This window comes from Prevotella sp., assembly GCF_036570325.1.
Lineage (GTDB): Bacteria > Bacteroidota > Bacteroidia > Bacteroidales > Bacteroidaceae > Prevotella.
Genome location: NZ_DATCYK010000095.1, coordinates 62,254 through 80,592 on the forward strand (window position 1 = coordinate 62,254; position 18,339 = coordinate 80,592).

Annotated in this window: 14 protein-coding genes; 6 read left to right on the forward strand and 8 right to left on the reverse strand. The window is 46.7% G+C overall.

Annotation, left to right across the window (positions count from 1 at the left end; genetic code table 11):
- The first annotated feature begins 4 nt into the window (after positions 1-4).
- Both VIR50_RS09610 and nrdG read left to right on the forward strand, forming a co-directional pair.
- Positions 5-2,230, forward strand: a complete 2,226-nt coding sequence (locus tag VIR50_RS09610) for an anaerobic ribonucleoside triphosphate reductase (RefSeq protein ID WP_331934907.1) — start codon at positions 5-7, stop codon at positions 2,228-2,230.
- A 4-nt stretch (positions 2,231-2,234) separates the two neighbouring features.
- The gene (gene nrdG, locus VIR50_RS09615; protein WP_331934908.1) at positions 2,235-2,744 is read left to right on the forward strand and encodes an anaerobic ribonucleoside-triphosphate reductase activating protein; all 510 of its coding nucleotides are present in this window, start codon (positions 2,235-2,237) and stop codon (positions 2,742-2,744) included.
- A 78-nt stretch (positions 2,745-2,822) separates the two neighbouring features.
- Here nrdG and VIR50_RS09620 read toward each other — a convergent pair whose 3' ends face one another.
- On the reverse strand, positions 2,823-4,619 hold the full coding sequence (locus VIR50_RS09620; RefSeq protein WP_331934909.1) for a hypothetical protein: 1,797 nt from the start codon (positions 4,617-4,619) through the stop codon (positions 2,823-2,825).
- Positions 4,620-4,783: 164 nt separating this feature from the next.
- Between VIR50_RS09620 and VIR50_RS09625 the strand changes: the two genes are divergently transcribed.
- Complete coding sequence (locus VIR50_RS09625; protein ID WP_331934910.1) at positions 4,784-7,000, forward strand: DUF4838 domain-containing protein; 2,217 nt, start codon at positions 4,784-4,786, stop codon at positions 6,998-7,000.
- Positions 7,001-7,021: 21 nt separating this feature from the next.
- Here VIR50_RS09625 and VIR50_RS09630 read toward each other — a convergent pair whose 3' ends face one another.
- The 3 genes from VIR50_RS09630 to xylE all read right to left on the reverse strand — a co-directional run bounded on the left by VIR50_RS09630 (position 7,022) and on the right by xylE (position 10,247).
- Positions 7,022-7,690: a DUF4476 domain-containing protein gene (locus VIR50_RS09630; protein ID WP_331934911.1), complete on the reverse strand. Its 669-nt coding sequence runs from the start codon at positions 7,688-7,690 to the stop codon at positions 7,022-7,024.
- 378 nt (positions 7,691-8,068) lie between these two features.
- Positions 8,069-8,689, reverse strand: a complete 621-nt coding sequence (locus VIR50_RS09635; protein WP_331934912.1) for a porin family protein — start codon at positions 8,687-8,689, stop codon at positions 8,069-8,071.
- A gap of 91 nt (positions 8,690-8,780) precedes the next feature.
- Complete coding sequence (gene xylE / locus VIR50_RS09640; RefSeq protein WP_331934913.1) at positions 8,781-10,247, reverse strand: D-xylose transporter XylE; 1,467 nt, start codon at positions 10,245-10,247, stop codon at positions 8,781-8,783.
- Positions 10,248-10,617: 370 nt separating this feature from the next.
- Here xylE and VIR50_RS09645 point away from each other — a divergent pair, with 370 nt between their 5' ends.
- From VIR50_RS09645 to VIR50_RS09655, 3 genes are all read left to right on the forward strand, one after another.
- Positions 10,618-11,769 carry a DNA polymerase III subunit gene (locus tag VIR50_RS09645; protein WP_331934914.1) on the forward strand — a complete coding sequence of 384 codons (1,152 nt, stop codon included), beginning with the start codon at positions 10,618-10,620 and terminating at the stop codon, positions 11,767-11,769.
- A gap of 103 nt (positions 11,770-11,872) precedes the next feature.
- The gene (locus VIR50_RS09650) at positions 11,873-13,120 is read left to right on the forward strand and encodes a PSP1 domain-containing protein (RefSeq protein ID WP_331934915.1); all 1,248 of its coding nucleotides are present in this window, start codon (positions 11,873-11,875) and stop codon (positions 13,118-13,120) included.
- Between the two features lie 12 nt (positions 13,121-13,132).
- Positions 13,133-13,600: a gliding motility lipoprotein GldH gene (locus VIR50_RS09655; protein WP_331934916.1), complete on the forward strand. Its 468-nt coding sequence runs from the start codon at positions 13,133-13,135 to the stop codon at positions 13,598-13,600.
- Between the two features lie 65 nt (positions 13,601-13,665).
- Here VIR50_RS09655 and rodA read toward each other — a convergent pair whose 3' ends face one another.
- The 4 genes from rodA to mreC are packed head-to-tail and all read right to left on the reverse strand — an operon-like array spanning position 13,666 to position 18,332.
- Positions 13,666-15,135, reverse strand: a complete 1,470-nt coding sequence (gene rodA / locus VIR50_RS09660; RefSeq protein WP_331934917.1) for a rod shape-determining protein RodA — start codon at positions 15,133-15,135, stop codon at positions 13,666-13,668.
- Positions 15,116-16,966, reverse strand: a complete 1,851-nt coding sequence (gene mrdA / locus VIR50_RS09665; protein ID WP_331934918.1) for a penicillin-binding protein 2 — start codon at positions 16,964-16,966, stop codon at positions 15,116-15,118. Before mrdA ends, rodA begins: the two co-directional genes overlap by 20 nt.
- A complete protein-coding gene (gene mreD, locus VIR50_RS09670) occupies positions 16,963-17,463 on the reverse strand; it encodes a rod shape-determining protein MreD (protein WP_331934919.1) in 501 nt (166 codons plus the stop codon). The genes mrdA and mreD overlap by 4 nt, the downstream gene beginning before the upstream one ends.
- A 5-nt stretch (positions 17,464-17,468) precedes the next feature.
- Positions 17,469-18,332: a rod shape-determining protein MreC gene (gene mreC / locus VIR50_RS09675; protein WP_331934920.1), complete on the reverse strand. Its 864-nt coding sequence runs from the start codon at positions 18,330-18,332 to the stop codon at positions 17,469-17,471.
- Positions 18,333-18,339: the final 7 nt, after the last annotated feature.

The following is an 18,339-nucleotide window of genomic DNA, read 5'->3' on the forward strand; positions in this document are numbered from 1 at the left end:
AAAAATGATACAAACCGTAGTAAAGCGTGATGGTCGCATAGTTGGCTTCAACGAACAAAAGATCATGGCCGCCATCCGTAAGGCAATGTTGCACACCGAGAAGGGTGAGGACGAGAATTTGATAGAGAAAATCTCCAGCCACATTATATATAAAGGAAAGCCTCAGATGACTGTCGAGGCTATTCAGGACGCTGTGGAAATAGAGTTGATGCGCAGTTCGCGAAAGGATGTGGCCAAGGCTTATATCCAGTATCGCAACCAGCGTTCCATTGCCCGCAAGGCTAAGACGCGTGACGTGTTCTTGGATATTGTGAACATTAAGTCCAACGACGTCACTCGTGAGAATGCCAACATGAATGCCGACACGCCTGCCGGCATGATGATGAAGTTTGCCTCGGAAACGACCAAACCTTTCGTTGACGACTATCTTTTGTCGGAAGACGTGCGCGACGCCGTGGAACATAACTACGTACATATCCACGATAAAGACTATTATCCCACCAAGTCGCTCACTTGTTGTCAGCACCCGTTGGACCGCATCTTGAACGAAGGCTTCACGGCCGGCCATGGTTCGTCGCGTCCGGCCAAGCGTATTGAGACGGCTTCGGTGCTGGCTTGTATCTCCTTGGAGTGCGCGCAGAACGAAATGCACGGTGGTCAGGCCATCCCGGCATTCGACTTTTATTTGGCTCCTTTCGTACGTTCAAGCTATATAGAAGAGGTGAAAGGCCTTGAAAAACTCTATGGCAAGGACTTCGCTCATTTGTATGAATGTCCTATTGACGACTATCTTTCACGTGAGTTGGATGGTCTTGAGGGCGATGAGCGTGTGGTTCAGTTTGCTATTAACAGAACTGTGGCACGTGTACATCAGTCGATGGAGGCCTTTATTCACAACATGAATACCATCCATTCGCGTGGTGGTAATCAGGTGGTGTTCTCAAGTATCAACTATGGTACCGACACTTCGGCCGAGGGTCGTTGCGTAATGCGTGAGATATTGAAGTCGACCTACGAGGGAGTGGGCGATGGTGAGACCGCTATTTTCCCTATTCAAATATGGAAGAAGAAGCGTGGCGTGAACTATTTGCCCGAGGATCGCAACTACGATCTTTATCAGCTGGCCTGCAAGGTGACAGCTCGTCGCTTCTTCCCCAACTTCCTCAACCTCGACGCAACGTTCAATCAGAGCGACGCATGGCGTGCCGATGACCCCAAACGGTACATTAACGAGGTGGCAACAATGGGTTGTCGTACCCGTGTTTTTGAGAATCGCTTCGGCGAGAAGACCTCTGTGGGTCGCGGAAACCTTAGCTTCTCTACCATTAACATTGTGCGTTTGGCCATTGAGTGCATGAGCGTAGAGGATGAGCAGCAGCGTATAGACAAGTTCTTTGCCAAGCTCGACAACATGTTGGAGGTGACTGCACGTCAGTTGGATGAGCGTTTCCAGTTCCAAAAGACTGCCTTTGCCAAGCAATATCCACTGCTCATGTCGAAACTTTGGATAGGTAGCGACAAGTTGAAGAGCGAGGATACCATCGAAAGTGTTATCAATCAAGGCACCTTAGGTATCGGTTTCATTGGTTTGGCAGAGTGCTTGAAAGCGCTCGTAGGCCATCACCATGGTGAGAGCGAGGCTGCTCAGGAGCTGGGATTACGGATAATTACGTACATGCGTGACCGTGCCAAGGACTTCTCAGAGCGCTATCAGCACAATTATTCTATCTTGGCAACACCGGCTGAAGGTCTTTCAGGTAAGTTCACAAAGAAGGATCGTAAGGAATTCGGCGTAATTCCGGGCGTTACAGACCGTGATTATTACACCAATTCCAACCATGTTCCCGTTTATTATAAGTGCCCTGCCTTGCACAAGGCACAGGTTGAAGCGCCTTATCATCAGTTGACTTTGGGTGGTCATATCTTCTATGTGGAGATTGACGGTGACGCTACGCACAATCCACAAGTCATCATGAGCGTGGTCGATATGATGGATAAGTATAACTTGGGCTATGGTTCGGTGAATCATAATCGCAACCGTTGCATGGAATGTGGCTATGAGAATGCGGACGCCGAAATGGAAACTTGCCCGAAGTGTGGCAGCCATCACATTGATAAGTTGCAGCGTATTACCGGTTACTTGGTAGGTACGACCGACCGTTGGAATCAGGCTAAGTTGGCCGAACTCAACGACCGTGTGACTCATGTAGACACTCCCAAGGCGCAATAGTCTTATGATCAGTGTGCTGCAAATCGTGCATGACACGATGGTTGATGGTCCGGGATTTCGTACTTCCGTTTATAGCGCGGGATGTCCGCATGGCTGTAAAGGCTGTCATAACCCACAGTCATGGGATATTCACGGCGGAACGATGAGGTCGACAGCGGATATTTTAGACGAAATATTGTCCGATCCGTTTGCCAACGTTACCTTCACGGGAGGTGATCCCATGTTTCAGGCCGAGGGATTCTTGGAGTTGGCGAAGGCCATCAGGCAGCATTCAGACAAGAGTATCTGGTGTTTCACGGGTTATCGCTTTGAACAACTCACGGAACTTCCTATCCATCGGGCTTTGCTTGAGCAAATAGATGTGTTGATGGATGGGCCTTACGTGGAGTCGTTGCGCAACACTGACTTGCTTTTTAGAGGCTCTTCCAACCAGCGGGCCATCCTTACGAGAGAGTCGTTGGTCCAAGGTAAAGTGGTGGAACTGACCGATGAAGAAATTTTAAGCATAAGATAAAGCCACGTTTTTATATACAATTGCCCCCTGAAAAAGTCTTTTCTGATTTTTCAGGGGGCAATTTATTTTGTTACATTCTTACTGTATCACGAGGTTGTCTATCAAATATGTGGCAGCCTTGAGAGGCTCGTCGCAGCCCGGAAGTGGAGGGGCCGGCGTTTGGTTAGGCGTGTTGCGGTCGGGCAGATTTCGATATTCGCCTGTTCGGAAGCTGATTCGCTCAATGCCTTTCACGGCATGCAGATAGGGAACCGTAGTGCTGCCATAGCTTACGGACTGTCCGTCGAGGTGTAGTTTTATAGTCATCCATAGTGTGGGACCATACGTTCCGCAGGCTTGTCCGTTGAGTGTGATGAGGCCTTCGTGGAACCGCAGGACGGCCACACGCTCACCGTGACGGTCGGTAACATCCACTTCAAACGGTTCGTTATTTTCTTTTTCCACACCCAAATTGAAGCTGATAGTCGCTTCTTTTGTGTTTTCAAACACTCGGATAGCCCGGGCATAGTCGTAAGGATCGGAGTCGGAGAGACAGAGACGGTGGTCCTTATTGATAAAGACGGGGCACCATTGCGGCCGATAGATATTCCAATTAGGGATGACGGCATTGGGTTCAATGTTGTCGAAGTTATCATTGACAGGTCCTTGCCATGTCGTTCGGATGGGCAGTTGTACCCGGCTCACCCATATATCTTCTTTATTGACGCTGTAACATAGCCACATGTTGTTGTCGTTGGGAGGCGTCTGCTCGCCTTCAGTGATACCACGCACGTAGCATGGGCCGAAGTCTTTATTCTCGCCCATGAACCGTCGAGGCGGTACCTCGCCATGTACCACCCCGATAGAGTCGAACACGATACCGTCGTTACTGCTGATTGTAACGAGTGGATAGCGGTAAGGCTGGGTCTCAATGGGGTTGTAGCTGATGGCGTAGCGGCCGTCGGCGGTTCGTTGACCCCACTGTTTGCCACCGGCCATGATGAGCGATGGCACCCTGACCGGTGTGGACCAACTTTGTCCTTCGTCGGCCGACAGCGCAGCGTATGACCATTTCCATAGGGCGACCACCTTGCCATCTTTGCGGTGAAAATAGGATGTGGCCTGCACACGGTTGATGGAATCCTTCAGCGAATAGAAGCCATCGAGCCCTCGGTCCTCATCAATCCATTGCAAAGTCTTGAGCTTATCATTGAGCAAAGCCCGGCATGCGGCCTTGAAACCTTGGTCTTTGGACGATGTAAAGAATGGATAAGCGGTGTTACCGGCGTTCCATGAGGCGTGAGAAGAGTAGCGAATGAAGTATATCGGGCCCAAAGTGCCATCTTTTTTCACCTCTCTTGCCACCCGACCGATACCTCCCTCCTTGAACGGATCATAGCTGTGGCCGTAGAAAGCCACGATAAGCAGTTTGCCGTTGGGCGCTTGGTAAAAGCCCATACGCTGGTGCATGATGTAGCCATAGTAAGGTTTGGGAAAAGAAACTCCTTGCGGTGCCTTGTAAACGGGGAACGCCACAACCGGTTTTTCCCAATGACGGCCGTCCGTGGAAGTAACCATGAGGGTGTGACCGGGTGGCTGGTGCTCGTCAACGGGGTTGGAAAGATATTCCAAATAAAACTTGCCGTTCCAGTAAGTCATGTTGGGTGCGTGGTTATAAGTCCATCCGTAATCATCGGCAATGACGGGATGACTGCGGTTGGCACGCATAACCTGAATGTTCTCTGTGCCAATGGCGTAGCGAAAACCACCCTCGTGCAAGCGTGGATTACATATTTCACCACCTATATAAGTCACGGGTTCGGCCGTGGAACCTGATTGCGCCAATGTCGAAACGGGCAGTAGGACAGAGAAAAATAAGCAGAATAAGTGTTTCATTTCATGTTTCTTTTATGAATGCAAAGATAAAGCGGACGGGTGATAGTGGCCCTTTGGGCACGTTAAAGGTCGTTAAAGCCCAAATGATATAGTGATAAATGGCTATATTTGCTCAACTAACATGTGATCTAATGTTCTATCTTATTCTTTAAAACCACGAAAATATGGAAATAAAAAAGATAGGGTTGTTTGCCGCTGTCTGCCTTTTGAGCACATACGGGCAGGCCCAAGTGACACTCACTTTCAAACACAAGGCCAAGGCACGCATAGTTTTGGCCGACACCTTGCGGACAACTCATCAGGCCGCACGCCTTCTTAATACCTTTATTCATCGCATGGGCAATGATAACTTGCCAATCGTTACCGACCCGATTTTGAGGAAGGGCGATGTCGTCATAGGCGGAAAGTCGGACAAAGTAGGTGAGGATGGTTTTGAAATCATGACCGACAAACGCGAAATCCTATCCATTAAGAGTGGTGGGGATAAAGGAGCTGTCTTGGGAGTGGCCCATTTGTTGCGTAAATATTTCGGCTGTGATTATTATACAAAGAACTCATGGTGCGCCCCGCAAAAGGCCACTTTGGTCGTGCCTGCCATCAGTCTATGGACCGAGCAGCCCGCTTTTCGTTATCGGCAGACGCAAAGTTACGGTAACGAAGACGAAATGTATAGGTTGTGGTTTGGCTTGGAAGAGCCGAAAGAAATGTTTGTCGCCAATTTGTGGGTGCATACCTTTGACCGCATATTGCCCGCCTCCGTGTTTGGCAAGGCCCATCCGGAGTGGTATTCGATGATTAATGGCAAGCGCCAACCGGGCAATCACAGCCAATGGTGCCTGACAAACGAGGCGCTGTTTGAGCAAGTTTGTCATCAGCTTGATTCTATTTTTGCCGCCAATCCGGGGCTGAAGATGATTTCCATCAGTCAGAATGACGGTAACAACACCAATTGCCATTGTGATAAATGTGCGGCCGTGGATGAGTACGAGGGTGCTGTTTCGGGCAATTATGTCCGTTTTCTCAACAAATTAGCCAAGCGTTATCCCGATAAGGAGTTCTCTACGTTGGCCTATCTCTTTACGATGGCGCCGCCCAAACATGTGCGCCCGGAGCCCAATGTAAGCATTATGTTGTGCGACATCGATTGCAAGCGTGAAGTGCCATTGACCGATAATGCAAGCGGACAAGAGTTTGTGACGGCATTGGAAGGCTGGAGCAAGATAGCCAACAGTTTGTTTATATGGGATTATGGCATAAATTTCGACAATGTGGTGGCCCCTTTCCCAAATTTCCATATCCTGCAAAAGAACATCCAACTCTTTAAAACAAATAAGGCAAAGATGTTGTTTGAGCAGGTCAATGGCACCAAAGGAACGGACTTTTCGGAGTTGCGGGCTTACATGATAGCCAATCTGATGTGGAATCCTGACCAAGACGTGGATAAACTTATCAAGCATTTCTTGGCCGGTTACTACGGAATGGCCGGAAAATACCTTTACGATTACTTGCGGATAATGCAAGGCGGACTGCTGGCTTCGGGCATTCCGCTCTGGATTTACGATTCGCCCATCAGCCATAAGAGCGGCATGCTCAATAAGAATCTGCTGAAAACGTACAATGAAATCTTTGATAAGGCCGAGCAGGTTGTGGCCAAGGACAAGCCGCGGCTCGACCGTGTGCGTGTGAGCAGGCTGCCCTTGCAATACGCTATGTTGGAAATCGCCCGCACGGAACCTATGACCAATGTGGCGCAGGTGCGCTCTTTGCTGGCCACTTTCAAGGAACGTTGTGCCGAATACGAGATACCGACCCTGAATGAGCGTAACAACAAGCCCGAGGAATATTGTGCTTTGTATGAGAAACGCTTCCTTCCCAATGAGACGGATGATAATTTGGCACGCGGAGCAGTGGTGACTTATCAGAAGACGCCGGCCGAACGCTATCAACCAATCGCCACAACGGCACTGACCGATGGCCTTTATGGCGGTACCAGCTACGTGGAAGGATGGGTAGGATGGGAAGGTGTCGACGCTGAGTTTGTGGTAGACTTGGGTTCGGAAAAGTCTGTCCAAACTCTGACAAGCGACTTTTTGCATCAATTAGGTGCATGGGTTTTGCTGCCCAAAAGCGTGCGCTATGAAGTCTCAACCGATGGAGCGACATTCAAGAACTTCGGCAAACCAATTGATTTTGCGGAAGATCGGGATGTGAAAATAAAGTTCGTGGAAGCCACGGCAACCGAAAAACAGCCGGTAAAAGCTCGCTACGTGAAAGTTTACGTATCGACTTTAGGCATGTGTCCTACATGGCATTACGGCGTGGGTTACCCTGCTTGGTTTTTTATGGATGAGGTAAAAGCTTATGCCCATCTGCCCCGATAAGCGGCAGATGAGCATAAGTTATCAATAACGTTGGCGTTGCAGAATGCGTGCCGCTTTGTCTTTATCGCTGCTGAAAGTGAAGATGCGATAAATGGTATAGGCGTTTTCGGGGTCAACAATATGGTGGGCCATTAGTTTGAGGGCCTTTATTTGGTTGTCGGAAAAGGAGAACATGTTGATAATCTTGGCGCATTGGTCGCACGTATAGTAGCAACCCAAGGTGGCAACTTCGACCAATGCGAGTTTGTTATCATCAAAACCGGCCTCTTTTACCTTCTTATGTAAGACAGAAAAGTCACGTTCATTCATGCTGTACCCCATGTAAGGATAGTCGGGGTAGCCGCGTCCCATGTCGGGATAACCGCCATAGGGCACTTGAGGGGTAGGCAGAATGGGTTGCGGAGTGTTCTCTCCGGGACGCAACGGGATGTCTTGATAGCTGATGACACGGCCGTTTCTATCGAAACTAACAAAGATTTTGTGGTCATAATCCAGCAGGCTGCTCTTCAAATATTCCCATTGTTCGCCGTAAGGATTGAAGCTGGTGCTATGGGGCTTGCCCAGAATTTGGATAACTTCCTGCTTGTTCATTCCCCGTTGAACGAGCCTTTTTGCCGCTTCCATGTTCATGTTGAAGGCCAACAACATGACCAATAGCGTGAGCATAAATTGCCATTGTGTTCTTTTCATAATGCTTTTTATTTTGAGTTTATGCCGCTAAGTTAGCATATTCTGTGGATAAATCAAAGCGGAAAAGCCCTATCTTGACGGGTAATTTCCCTAAAGTTATTGGGCCGAAAGCCCTCTTTGCCCTTGCGAAAGCATACATATCGGCTTGTCAAAAGGCCCTTTTGACTTTACGAAAGCAGCCCTTTGACCGCCTTAAAGCACCTTTTCGGCACGGTAAAAGAGGGCTTTTTATTTCGTAAGATCGGCCTTACTATTATTGATTTGTTCGTGGTTGATTCGTCAGCTTAGGAGTTTTCGTAATGGGAAAACAAAAAAGCGGAGGCCCCACATTTGTGTGATGGGCCTCCGCTGTGTATTGATTTGTAGCTTAATAGCGTATTATTTTACCTTGAATTTGTAACCTACGGTTAATTGGAATACGTTATGTTTGATTGATTCTCCTACGTTGCTGACGGCTTTGGTTAGTCCTAAATTGTAACGGGCGTCTACAACAACGTTGTTGAATTCGTATGAAATTCCCACGGGAAGTGACAAAACGAAGCTGGAAACTTTGGCTTCGGGGAAGCCGCCTGCATGGAGTGCTTTCTCAAGATCAACTTCAGAAGAAACTCCATTGACAGAAACTTTTATTTTATCGTTGAGTAAAAAGCCGGGTTGGAGACCAAGTTTTACGGCTAATCCCTTAGCAACATAGACATTGGCAAGTATGGGAAGGTTAAGGTAATCCATCTTGGCTGTTCCGTTAAAGCCACCGCTATTGTCCTTGCAGCCCTGCTGTGAATAGAGAAGGGAAGCTGACAGCGATATAATGGAGCTGGTTTGGTATTCCAACTCTGCGCCTCCTACCAGTCCGAAACGTGGATCAGGGTCTTCGGAGTCGCTCATGTTGGCGATGTTAAGGCCCAACTTAGGCTGAATAGTAACAGAACCTACCTTGTGTTGTGCAAACGAACTGACGGTTGCCAATAGCAAACATGCCACGAAACATAGTTTTTTCATAAATAATTTGGTTAAAAAGTTAGATGTAATGATAATATAACAAAGATAGTAAAATATTCTTATCTCTTTGCAAGTTATTATCTTTTTCTGTTTATTTCCTCCACAGCTTACTCATGTCCTCAAGCGTTTTACCCTTTGTCTCGGGCACGAGGCGCCAAACGAAGATGGCGGAAACGATGCAGATGAGGCCGTAAAGACCATAGGTAAACCAATGACCGAAGTTGTCGCCGGGCACCAAGTGCATATTAAACATGGGTACGAAGGTGGAGCTTACGATGAAATTGAATATCCATTGGAATGCGACGGCTATGGCAACGGCGGCTCCACGGATGGTGTTGGGGAATATTTCGGCGATATAAACCCAGCAGATGGGACCCCAACTGAACATGAAGCAGGCACTGTAAACCATGATACTGAGCATGGTTATCACCTCTAAGGTTGGATTGCCAAAGGTGAGTGCCACGCCAAACGCTCCGATGGCCATTCCCACGGAGCCACTGATGAGCAGGGGCTTACGGCCAAGTCGTTCCACGGTAAATACGGCAACGAGGGTAAAGGTGATATTGATGACACCCATGATGACCGTTTGTACCATGGGATTACTCATGCCCATGTCTTGGAATATACGAGGAGCATAGTACAGAACGGCGTTAATTCCGATGGCTTGTTGGAAGACTGAAAGCATGATACCCACGAAAATGCACATGAAACCGTAGGAGAACAGCTTCTCTGTTTTCACCGAAATGGTATTTTGAATCTCGTTGATAATCGTTTGGGCCTGCGTGGTTCCGTTGATGCGTGAGAGGATGTTGAGGGCTTTGTCGTTCTGTCCTATCATGACAAGGTAGCGCGGTGTTTCGGGAACAAAGCAGATAAGAATGGTAAAAAGTCCGGCCGGGATACATTCGGAACCGAACATATAGCGCCAACCGGTGGCTATAGTCCAAGGGTCACTGCCGGGTAATACACGGCTGAAGCCCTCGCCTATGGACTCAATCATGGGGTTGGTGTGGTCGCCAAGGATAATGAAATTAACGAAATATACGACCAACTGACCGAAGATAATGGCGAATTGATTCCAGCTAACGAGCATACCACGTATGTTGCTGGGGGCAACTTCGCCGATATACATGGGACAAATGGCGGAGGCCATGCCTACACCTATGCCACCTAAGATACGGTAGAAATTGAAAACAATGAGCAAAGTCATGGTAGGTTTGCCATCGGGAAGAACGTAGGATTCGGGATTCATCGACCCCCACGCTGACAAGAAGAAGCAGATTCCGGCGAAGATGAGCGAACGCTTGCGGCCGAATCGGCTGGCAAAAAATCCGGAAAAAGAGCTGCCGATGATACATCCAATCAGTGCGCTGGACGATGTAAAGCCGTGCATAAAGTCGGTGTAGCGGAAGTCAGGGGCGTTAAGGAAAAAGGCTTGTAACCCTTTTTCAGCTCCCGAAATGACGGCTGTGTCATAACCGAACAGCAGACCTCCCAAGACGGCAACGAGGACAATAGAGAATAGGTAGGCCTTAGAGCCTGTTTGATTTTGTTTCATTTGTATATTAGATTTATAATTAGAAACTTGTGTTTAAAGCTATAATAATCGTGTAGACGTAGGTTTGTTATTTGCGCAAAAGTACAAAAGAATCCTTTAAACGACAAAGGGATATGGTAAAATATTCTACAAACGGCGATTTGTTAGCTGTTTTTTTAGTAAATTTGCAACGATATTGCACGATTGATAACGATTAGGGGTATTGCCGATGTAATGAATCAACCGGGTGGGGAAAAGCATGTCTCATTCTTGGTGTAGCTCCCTTCGGGAAGGCTATGGTACATAGGTAATGGCTCGTATCGGATGGTTTGCCGGTTTATGGGCTATTGGCAGTAGGCAATATTCAGCAAATGGTTCAAAAAATGTTCTGATGAAATTTAGTGAAGTAATAGGTCAGGAAGAAGCTAAACATCGGTTGCTTCAAATGGTTGCGGAAGAACGTCTTCCCCACGCCATGATGTTTTGTGGCCCGATGGGCTGCGGCAAGATGGCCATGGCCATGGCATTCGCCTCTTACTTGTTGGGCGAATCTGATGAGAATGGGCATTCTATTCTGACTGACGACATGAAAATACGCAATTCGGAGGCTATGTTGAAGCATTGGGAACACCCTGATTTGTATTTCTCTTATCCCGTGATACGTCCTTCGGGAACTTCGTCCGAACATAAAATGGTAAGCGATGATTTTGCGAAAGAGTGGCGCGAGCTTATCACGGAGAGCGCTTATTTCTCCATGGATGAGTGGTTGGACAAGATGGACGCGGCCAATCAGCAAGCCATTATTGGCGCCGGAGAGAGTGATGAGCTATTGCGTAAGCTAAGCCTTAAATCCTATCAGGGCGGTTATAAAGTCTGCATAGTTTGGCTGCCGGAGCGTATGAATCAGGAATGTGCCAATAAATTGCTGAAACTTTTGGAGGAACCACCGCAGCAGACTGTATTTATTATGGTGTGCGAGGAGCCTGACCAAATAATTGACACGATACGTAGCCGGGTGCAACGCATAGATATGCGGCGCTTGTCAATGGAGGCTATTCGGCAGGCATTGATGGATAGGCGAGGTTTGGAGGAGGAAGTGGCCCGACGGATAGCCCGTTTGGCCGATGGCAACTGGCTGAAAGCGTTGGCCGCTTTGGAAGCCGGCAGTGAAAACCGGCAGTTCCTTGACATGTTCATCATGTTGATGCGGTTGGCTTACCAGCGCGACATAAAGAGTTTGAAAAAGTGGAGCGAGGTTGTGGCGGCTTACGGTCGGGAGAAGCAACGTCGCATGTTGGCTTATTTCTCGTCGATGGTACGTGAGAATTTTATGTACAATTTCAAACTTCCCGAGCTGAATTACATGACGATGGAAGAAGAAAACTTCTCCAAGAACTTCGCAAGGTTTATCAACGAGGCCAATGTAGTGGAAATATCGGAGTTGCTGCAGAAGTCGCGTCGTGACATCGGACAGAACGCCAACGCTAAGATCGTGTTTTTCGATTTGGCGCTTCAGATCATCGTTTTACTGATTAAAAAGTAACACATTAGTTATAAAGATATATAGCAACAATATAATATATAAACTCTATATGCCGATGGCTATGATGTGGCAGGGTGGTGTAGGAGAGTTGACCTGAAAATTTATGGATTATAAAGATATGAAATTTCAAGTGTTCAATGGTTGTGACCGAGGACTGAGCTGCAAGGGCTGTGGTCGTCAGGATCGGCAATTGAATACATACGACTGGTTAGCCGATGTGCCCGGTAATACGCTTTCTACTGATTTGGTAGAGGTTCAGTTTAAGAATACCCGTAAGGGATATTACCATAATGTAAACCATTTGGATTTGCACAAAGGTGATGTTGTGGCCGTTGAGGCTAATCCGGGCCATGATATAGGTGTAGTAACGCTGACCGGACAATTGGTAAAACTGCAAGTAAAGAAAGCCAATATAAAGTCACCCGATGATATTCGACGTATCTATCGCATAGCCAAGCCGGTGGATATGGAGAAGTATCATGAGGCAAAGAGCCGTGAGCATGCCACTATGATTCAGAGCCGCCAGATTGCCAAAGATTTGGGATTGCAGATGAAGATTGGCGACGTGGAGTATCAGGGTGATTGCAATAAGGCCATATTTTATTACATCGCTGACGAACGAGTTGACTTCCGGCAGCTTATCAAGGTGCTTGCCGACGCGTTCCATGTGCGTATTGAGATGAAGCAGATAGGCGCTCGGCAGGAAGCTGGGCGCATTGGCGGTACCGGACCGTGCGGCCGCGAGCTGTGCTGCGCTACTTGGATGAAGAATTTTGTCAGTGTAAGTACGAATGCGGCTCGTATCCAAGATATTTCATTAAACCCACAGAAGTTGGCCGGTATGTGCGCCAAACTGAAGTGTTGCATGAATTATGAGGTTGACGCTTACGTAGAGGCCGGACGGAAAATGCCAAGCAAGGAGATTCAGTTGCAAACGCTTGATAACGATTATTACTTCTTTAAGGGTGATATTTTGGCTGGTCAGGTTACTTATTCTACGGATAAGAATTTGGCGGCTAACCTTGAGACAATATCCACGAGGCGTGTTCGTGAGATTATAGAAATGAATCGCCGTGGCGAGAAGCCCGCCAGTTTGCAGGAGGATGGCACGCCACGCAAGGATAATAAGCCGAAGGATTTGTTGGAAGGTGACATCAGCCGCTTTGATAAAAGTAAGAGAAAGAAAAAGAACAATAACCCTAATGGCAACCGTTCGGGTAACAAGAATAGGCGTCCTCGTGGCAATGGAAAGCAGGAAGCAGGTGGTGCTTCTGTAGAAAATAGTGCCCGTCCTGCGCAGCAACGTCAGGAAAATAATCGTCAAAAGGCTGACGGTGATAAAAAAGAATAAAGAAACTTGGGAATGATAGGTAAGTCCCGATGGCTGATTGGTTTTCTTCTGATAATGTTCTTGGCAGGGGCATGTACGGGGAATAAGGTGTATGATAGGTATGTGCATACGCCCGTTGCCGGTTGGGAGAAGAACGATACGCTTGTTTTCTGCCTAAGTCCTATGGCTAAGGCCGGTCAATATGAGGCTGATTTGGGGCTGCGTATCACGACAGACTACCCTTTTATGGGGCTAACACTGATTGTTGACCAAATGATATGCCCCTCAAATGTTCATCATGTAGATACGCTTAGTTGCAAGTTGATTGATGAACGTGGAAATAGCTTAGGCGTGGGACTTAGTTATTATCAGTATCATTTTCCTATATCAACTATTTCTTTGCGTGAGGCTGATAGCATTGTGGTAAGAATACGACATGACATGAAACGTGAGATATTACCCGGTATCAGTGATATAGGCTATCAGTTACGCCTGAAATAGTTATAAGTAAAGCAAAGGTAAGAAGCCCGGCTTGTTTCAATTTTATAAAGAAACAAGCCGGGCTTTTAGTTTCGGATGAGATTTCTTCCTGCGTCTATCCTTAAGAAGATGAAGAGAAGGAAGGTAAATCCCCAAAGTGATGAGCCTCCATAACTGAAGAAGGGCAGGGGAATTCCGATAACCGGGGTAAGTCCCAGTACCATTCCCACATTGATAAACACGTGGAAAAGGAATATGCTTAGGACAGAATATCCGTATATGCGTCCAAACTTGAACGGTTGGCGCTCGGCAAGATGGATGAGGCGAAGGATGAGCAAAAGAAATAGGATGAGCACGCCGGCAGAACCTAAGAATCCTTCCTCTTCGCCAACGGTGCAGAAAATAAAGTCAGTATCTTGTTCCGGTACAAATTTAAGTTTGGTTTGTGTGCCATTGAGAAAGCCTTTGCCCCGCAATCCTCCTGAGCCAATGGCTATTTCGCTTTGGTGAACATTATAACCGGCACCGGCTAAATCTTCGTCAAGTCCCAACAAAACATTAATGCGTACACGTTGATGTGGCTCCATGACATTGTTGAGCACATAGTCCGCTGAATAGAAAAACGCGATGGAACCGATGGTGAAGAGCGTTATATAAAGGTAGGGACCTACTCTTGAGCGTAGCCAATGGTAGAGCAAGTAGCCTATAAGGATAACGCTCAAAAAGAGCTGAATCCAAACTATGTCGAATGGGATGACATAAATGGAGAATAACAAGAAGACTGTGGTAATGCCTAAGCTGCCGGCCAATATGTATTGTGTTTGTTTCTTGTTGCCACAATATACGTAGACCATAATGGCGGAAAAGCATTGTACGAGCAGCAGAACTATAAATTTTCCGATAGAGGTTGGCGTGTCAAAAAGCATGACTTCCTCATATCTTATGCCGACAACGAAGTAAATAACCATTGCCACTCCCGTAAATAAAATGCTGCCGGGCATGCCTTCGCGGTAGAACATGAGGAAGAAAGAGAGGTAGACCAAGGCGGAGCCTGTTTCCTTTTGGGCTACGATAAAGAGCATGGGTACAATGACGATGGCTATTGCCGTGGCAAAATGTTTCCATTTATGGATGTTAAATCCGTACATGCTCATGAATTTAGCGACGGCCAATGCCGTGGCGAATTTTGCAAACTCCGCCGGTTGTAGTCGCAGTGGACCCAAGACCAACCATGAGCGTGAGCCTTTTATCTCATGTGGATTGAAGATTGTAAGGAACAGTAATAGCAGCAGGGCGGCATAGATAACGTAGGCGAAAGTGTCGTATAGCCGGTCGTCCATCATTATAAGTACAAAGCCAAGGCATATAGATGTGCCTATCCAAACAATCTGCATGCCGGAGCGAGTGGAGAAACTTAGAATGTCGGTGTCGCCATAAGTATAGCTGGCTCCGCACACACTGATCCATCCGAAGGCCAATAATGCGATGTATAGGCAGATAGTCCACCAATCAAGTGAGCGTAATATGCTGGGTTGTTTACCGGTTATGTGAGCCATAGGCTATTCTTCTATGTTGCAAGGCTTCAGCTTCTTTGGCAGCTGAAGGTGATAGTTTACCTTTCATATATTGTTCAAAAAGAACTCCGGCGATGGGCACGGCGAAGTCAGCACCAAATCCTCCATTTTCCACATACACGGCAATGGCTATCTTGGGATTATCCATTGGTGCGAAGCCCATGAAGACAGAGTGGTCTTGTCCTCGGTTTTGCGCTGTACCGGTTTTGCCACATACGGGGAAATCCAAGCGTGCCAAATGTTTACAAGTGCCTTTAAGAACGGATGAGCGCATGCCTGCCACCACGTAATCATACGAACGTCGGTTGGCTTTGGTTTGGCGTTTATGGGTGAATGTTGTGTCTAAAGGTTCTTCCTTTACTTTCTTTACAACATGTGGAACATAATAATAGCCGCGGTTGGCAATCGTTGCTCCAAGGTTGGCTATCTGCAATGGAGTGAGGTTTACTTCACCTTGGCCAATGGAGATACTGATGACTGTCAGACCGTTCCATGACCCTTTATAGGCTTTATCATAGAATTGGGCATTGGGAATCAGGCCTCGTTTCTCTCCGGGCAAGTCTATTCCTAATTTATAACCGAAGCCCATGCTGACCATATAGTCACGCCATGTATCCATGGCAAAGTCCACATTAGGATACTTTTTGCGGTTACCCATCATGTAGTAAAGGCCCCAGCAGAAGTAACTGTTGCAAGAAGTGCTGATTGCTTCAACCAAACTAAGGGGGGAGGAGTGGCTGTGGCAACCTACATGAAGTCCGCGATGATAGAATCCGTGGTGGCATTGGAACATCGTATGTGGTGTGATGACCCCCTCGGTCATGTAGGTAAGGGCTTGTGTCGTCTTGAAAGTGGAGCCCGGCGGGTATTGCCCCATGATGCTTCTGTTGAGCAATGGCTTCCATATATTTCTTGAAAGGGCCTTGTGCATTTTGCCTCTGTTGCGCCCCACGAGCCTTCGTGGATCATAGGTAGGGGAGGAAACCATACACAAAACTTCTCCAGTTGATGGCTCAAGGGCCACAATGCTTCCAATTTTTCCTTCAAGCAAACGCTCTCCCAAATCCTGAAGTTTAATGTCAAGGCTTAGGGTCAGGTCTTTTCCGGCTATGGGGCGTTTGTCGTATTTGCCCTCTTGGTACTTGCCTTGTATGCGACCATGGGCGTCACGCAGCAAGACTTGTACTCCTTTTTCCCCTCTTAGCGCTTTCTCGTAAAAGCGTTCCACTCCAAGTTTACCAATATAATCACCCGGCTGATAGTAATCATCTTCTTCTATGTCGCCGGTTGATACTTCTCCTACATCACCCAATACATGAGCTGCGTAGGGATATGTATATTGACGGATACTTCTTTTTTGAACATAGAAACCCGGGAAACGGAATATTTTTTCTTGAAAAACGCTGAACTCTTTGTTGGAGAGTTGGCTCATGAATAGCTGTTGGGTGAATCTGGAGTAGCCGGGATTAAGATTCCGATCTTTGATTTCGGCCATGCGTTTCACGAAAAAGTCTTTGGTAATACCAAGGGCTTGGCAAAATTCTACGGTGTCAATACGCTCTTTCGCCTCATTCATGATCACCATGATGTCATAGGCCGGCTGGTTATAGACCAACAATGTGCCGTTCCTATCATTGATAATACCGCGGGAGGGATATTCTATTTTCTTGAGAAAAGCATTACTGTCAGCGTTCTTTTTATAATCATCGCTCAACAATTGGAGCGTAAAAAGACGGATGATATATACGACTACAATGGCAATCGCTATACCACCGATAATAAATCGTCTGTTTTCAAGATTATAGTCTTTCATCTTTTACGCATATTCTCAAGCACCAATATCAAGATAGTTGTGAAGATGGTAGAGCCTACTACACATTCTATCCACTTCATCCAGTTGAAAAAGTTGAAGGTTTCTAAGGTAAAGAAGCACAAGCAGAATATAAAAACAATGATGATAGTGAAGAATATAAACTTATTGATACCAAGGTTTTTCATGCTTGGTTCCAAATCTTCGGCGCTGTCACGAGGAACAAATAGTTCCAAGAGTGTGGGCTGAATAAGTCCTATAAGGGTCAGTGAGCCCATTGCAACGCCCGGGGTGTTAGAGAACACATCAATGATTGCACCCAATATAAAGCTGATAATTAGAATGGCCCAGCGTGGAAAGTTGCGCTTGAAAGTCAGCACGAAAGATACATACAACAGTGGAGTAGCATATCCAAAGAGATGGATATGGTTGAGAATCAGTATCTGTACAAGAATCAATAGCACAAATATGATGATGCGTCTTGGTGCGATAATATTCATGTTGCTTATTCTTCCCTTACCTTAATGGAATCTTTTGCGGCTTGCATAATTTGAATTCTCTCTTCCATGGGTGTGTTATCAATCACACAAACGTCACGAAGTGTGCCGAAATCTGTAGACAGTTTGACATTCAGCCTATACGATAATCCATCGTTAGAGTTGTAGACATGCAAAATCTTTCCTACGATGATACCGGGTGGAAAAACGGAAGAGTATCCGCTTGTAACGACTTGATCGTACAACTTAAAATGAGCATGTCGCGGAACATCGTCGACGTATGCCAAGTTCGTTGCGCCACCCGTCCAATGCAGATAGCCGAAATATCCTCTGCCTTTGATGGTGCAACTGATGTTTGATTGTGAATTCAGAACCGGTAGAACAATGGCATAATGGGCGGAAACCAAGTAAACTATTCCTACGACACCATTACCACAGACAACTCCCATGTCCTTTTTGATACCGTCTTTAGCCCCTTTGTCTATCGTTATGAAGTTGTCACGGCGATTGATGGTGTTGCTAATGACTTTAGCCGGAATCAATTTATAGTTTGCTAAAGTCTGTTGAAGATTTCTTTGTAAGACAGTGGAGTCCTTGGTCTGTCTTTGAATAGAGTCTGCCAGTAGTTGAACTTGTTGCTCCAAATATAGATTCCTTTGCGTCAATTCCTGATTGACCTTGGTGAGCGTGAAATACTGTTCTATGCCCGAACTAATCTCGAATAGTGTTCCCGAGACAGCATTGGCAGAAGTAAACCATACGCTCCCCTGATAATTATTAAACTGGAAGAGCAAGATAAAACTTGCAACTTCCAGTATAATAAAAAGCAACCAGTGGTTGTATCTTGCTAAGAAATCTAAAAGATTCTTCATGAATTCT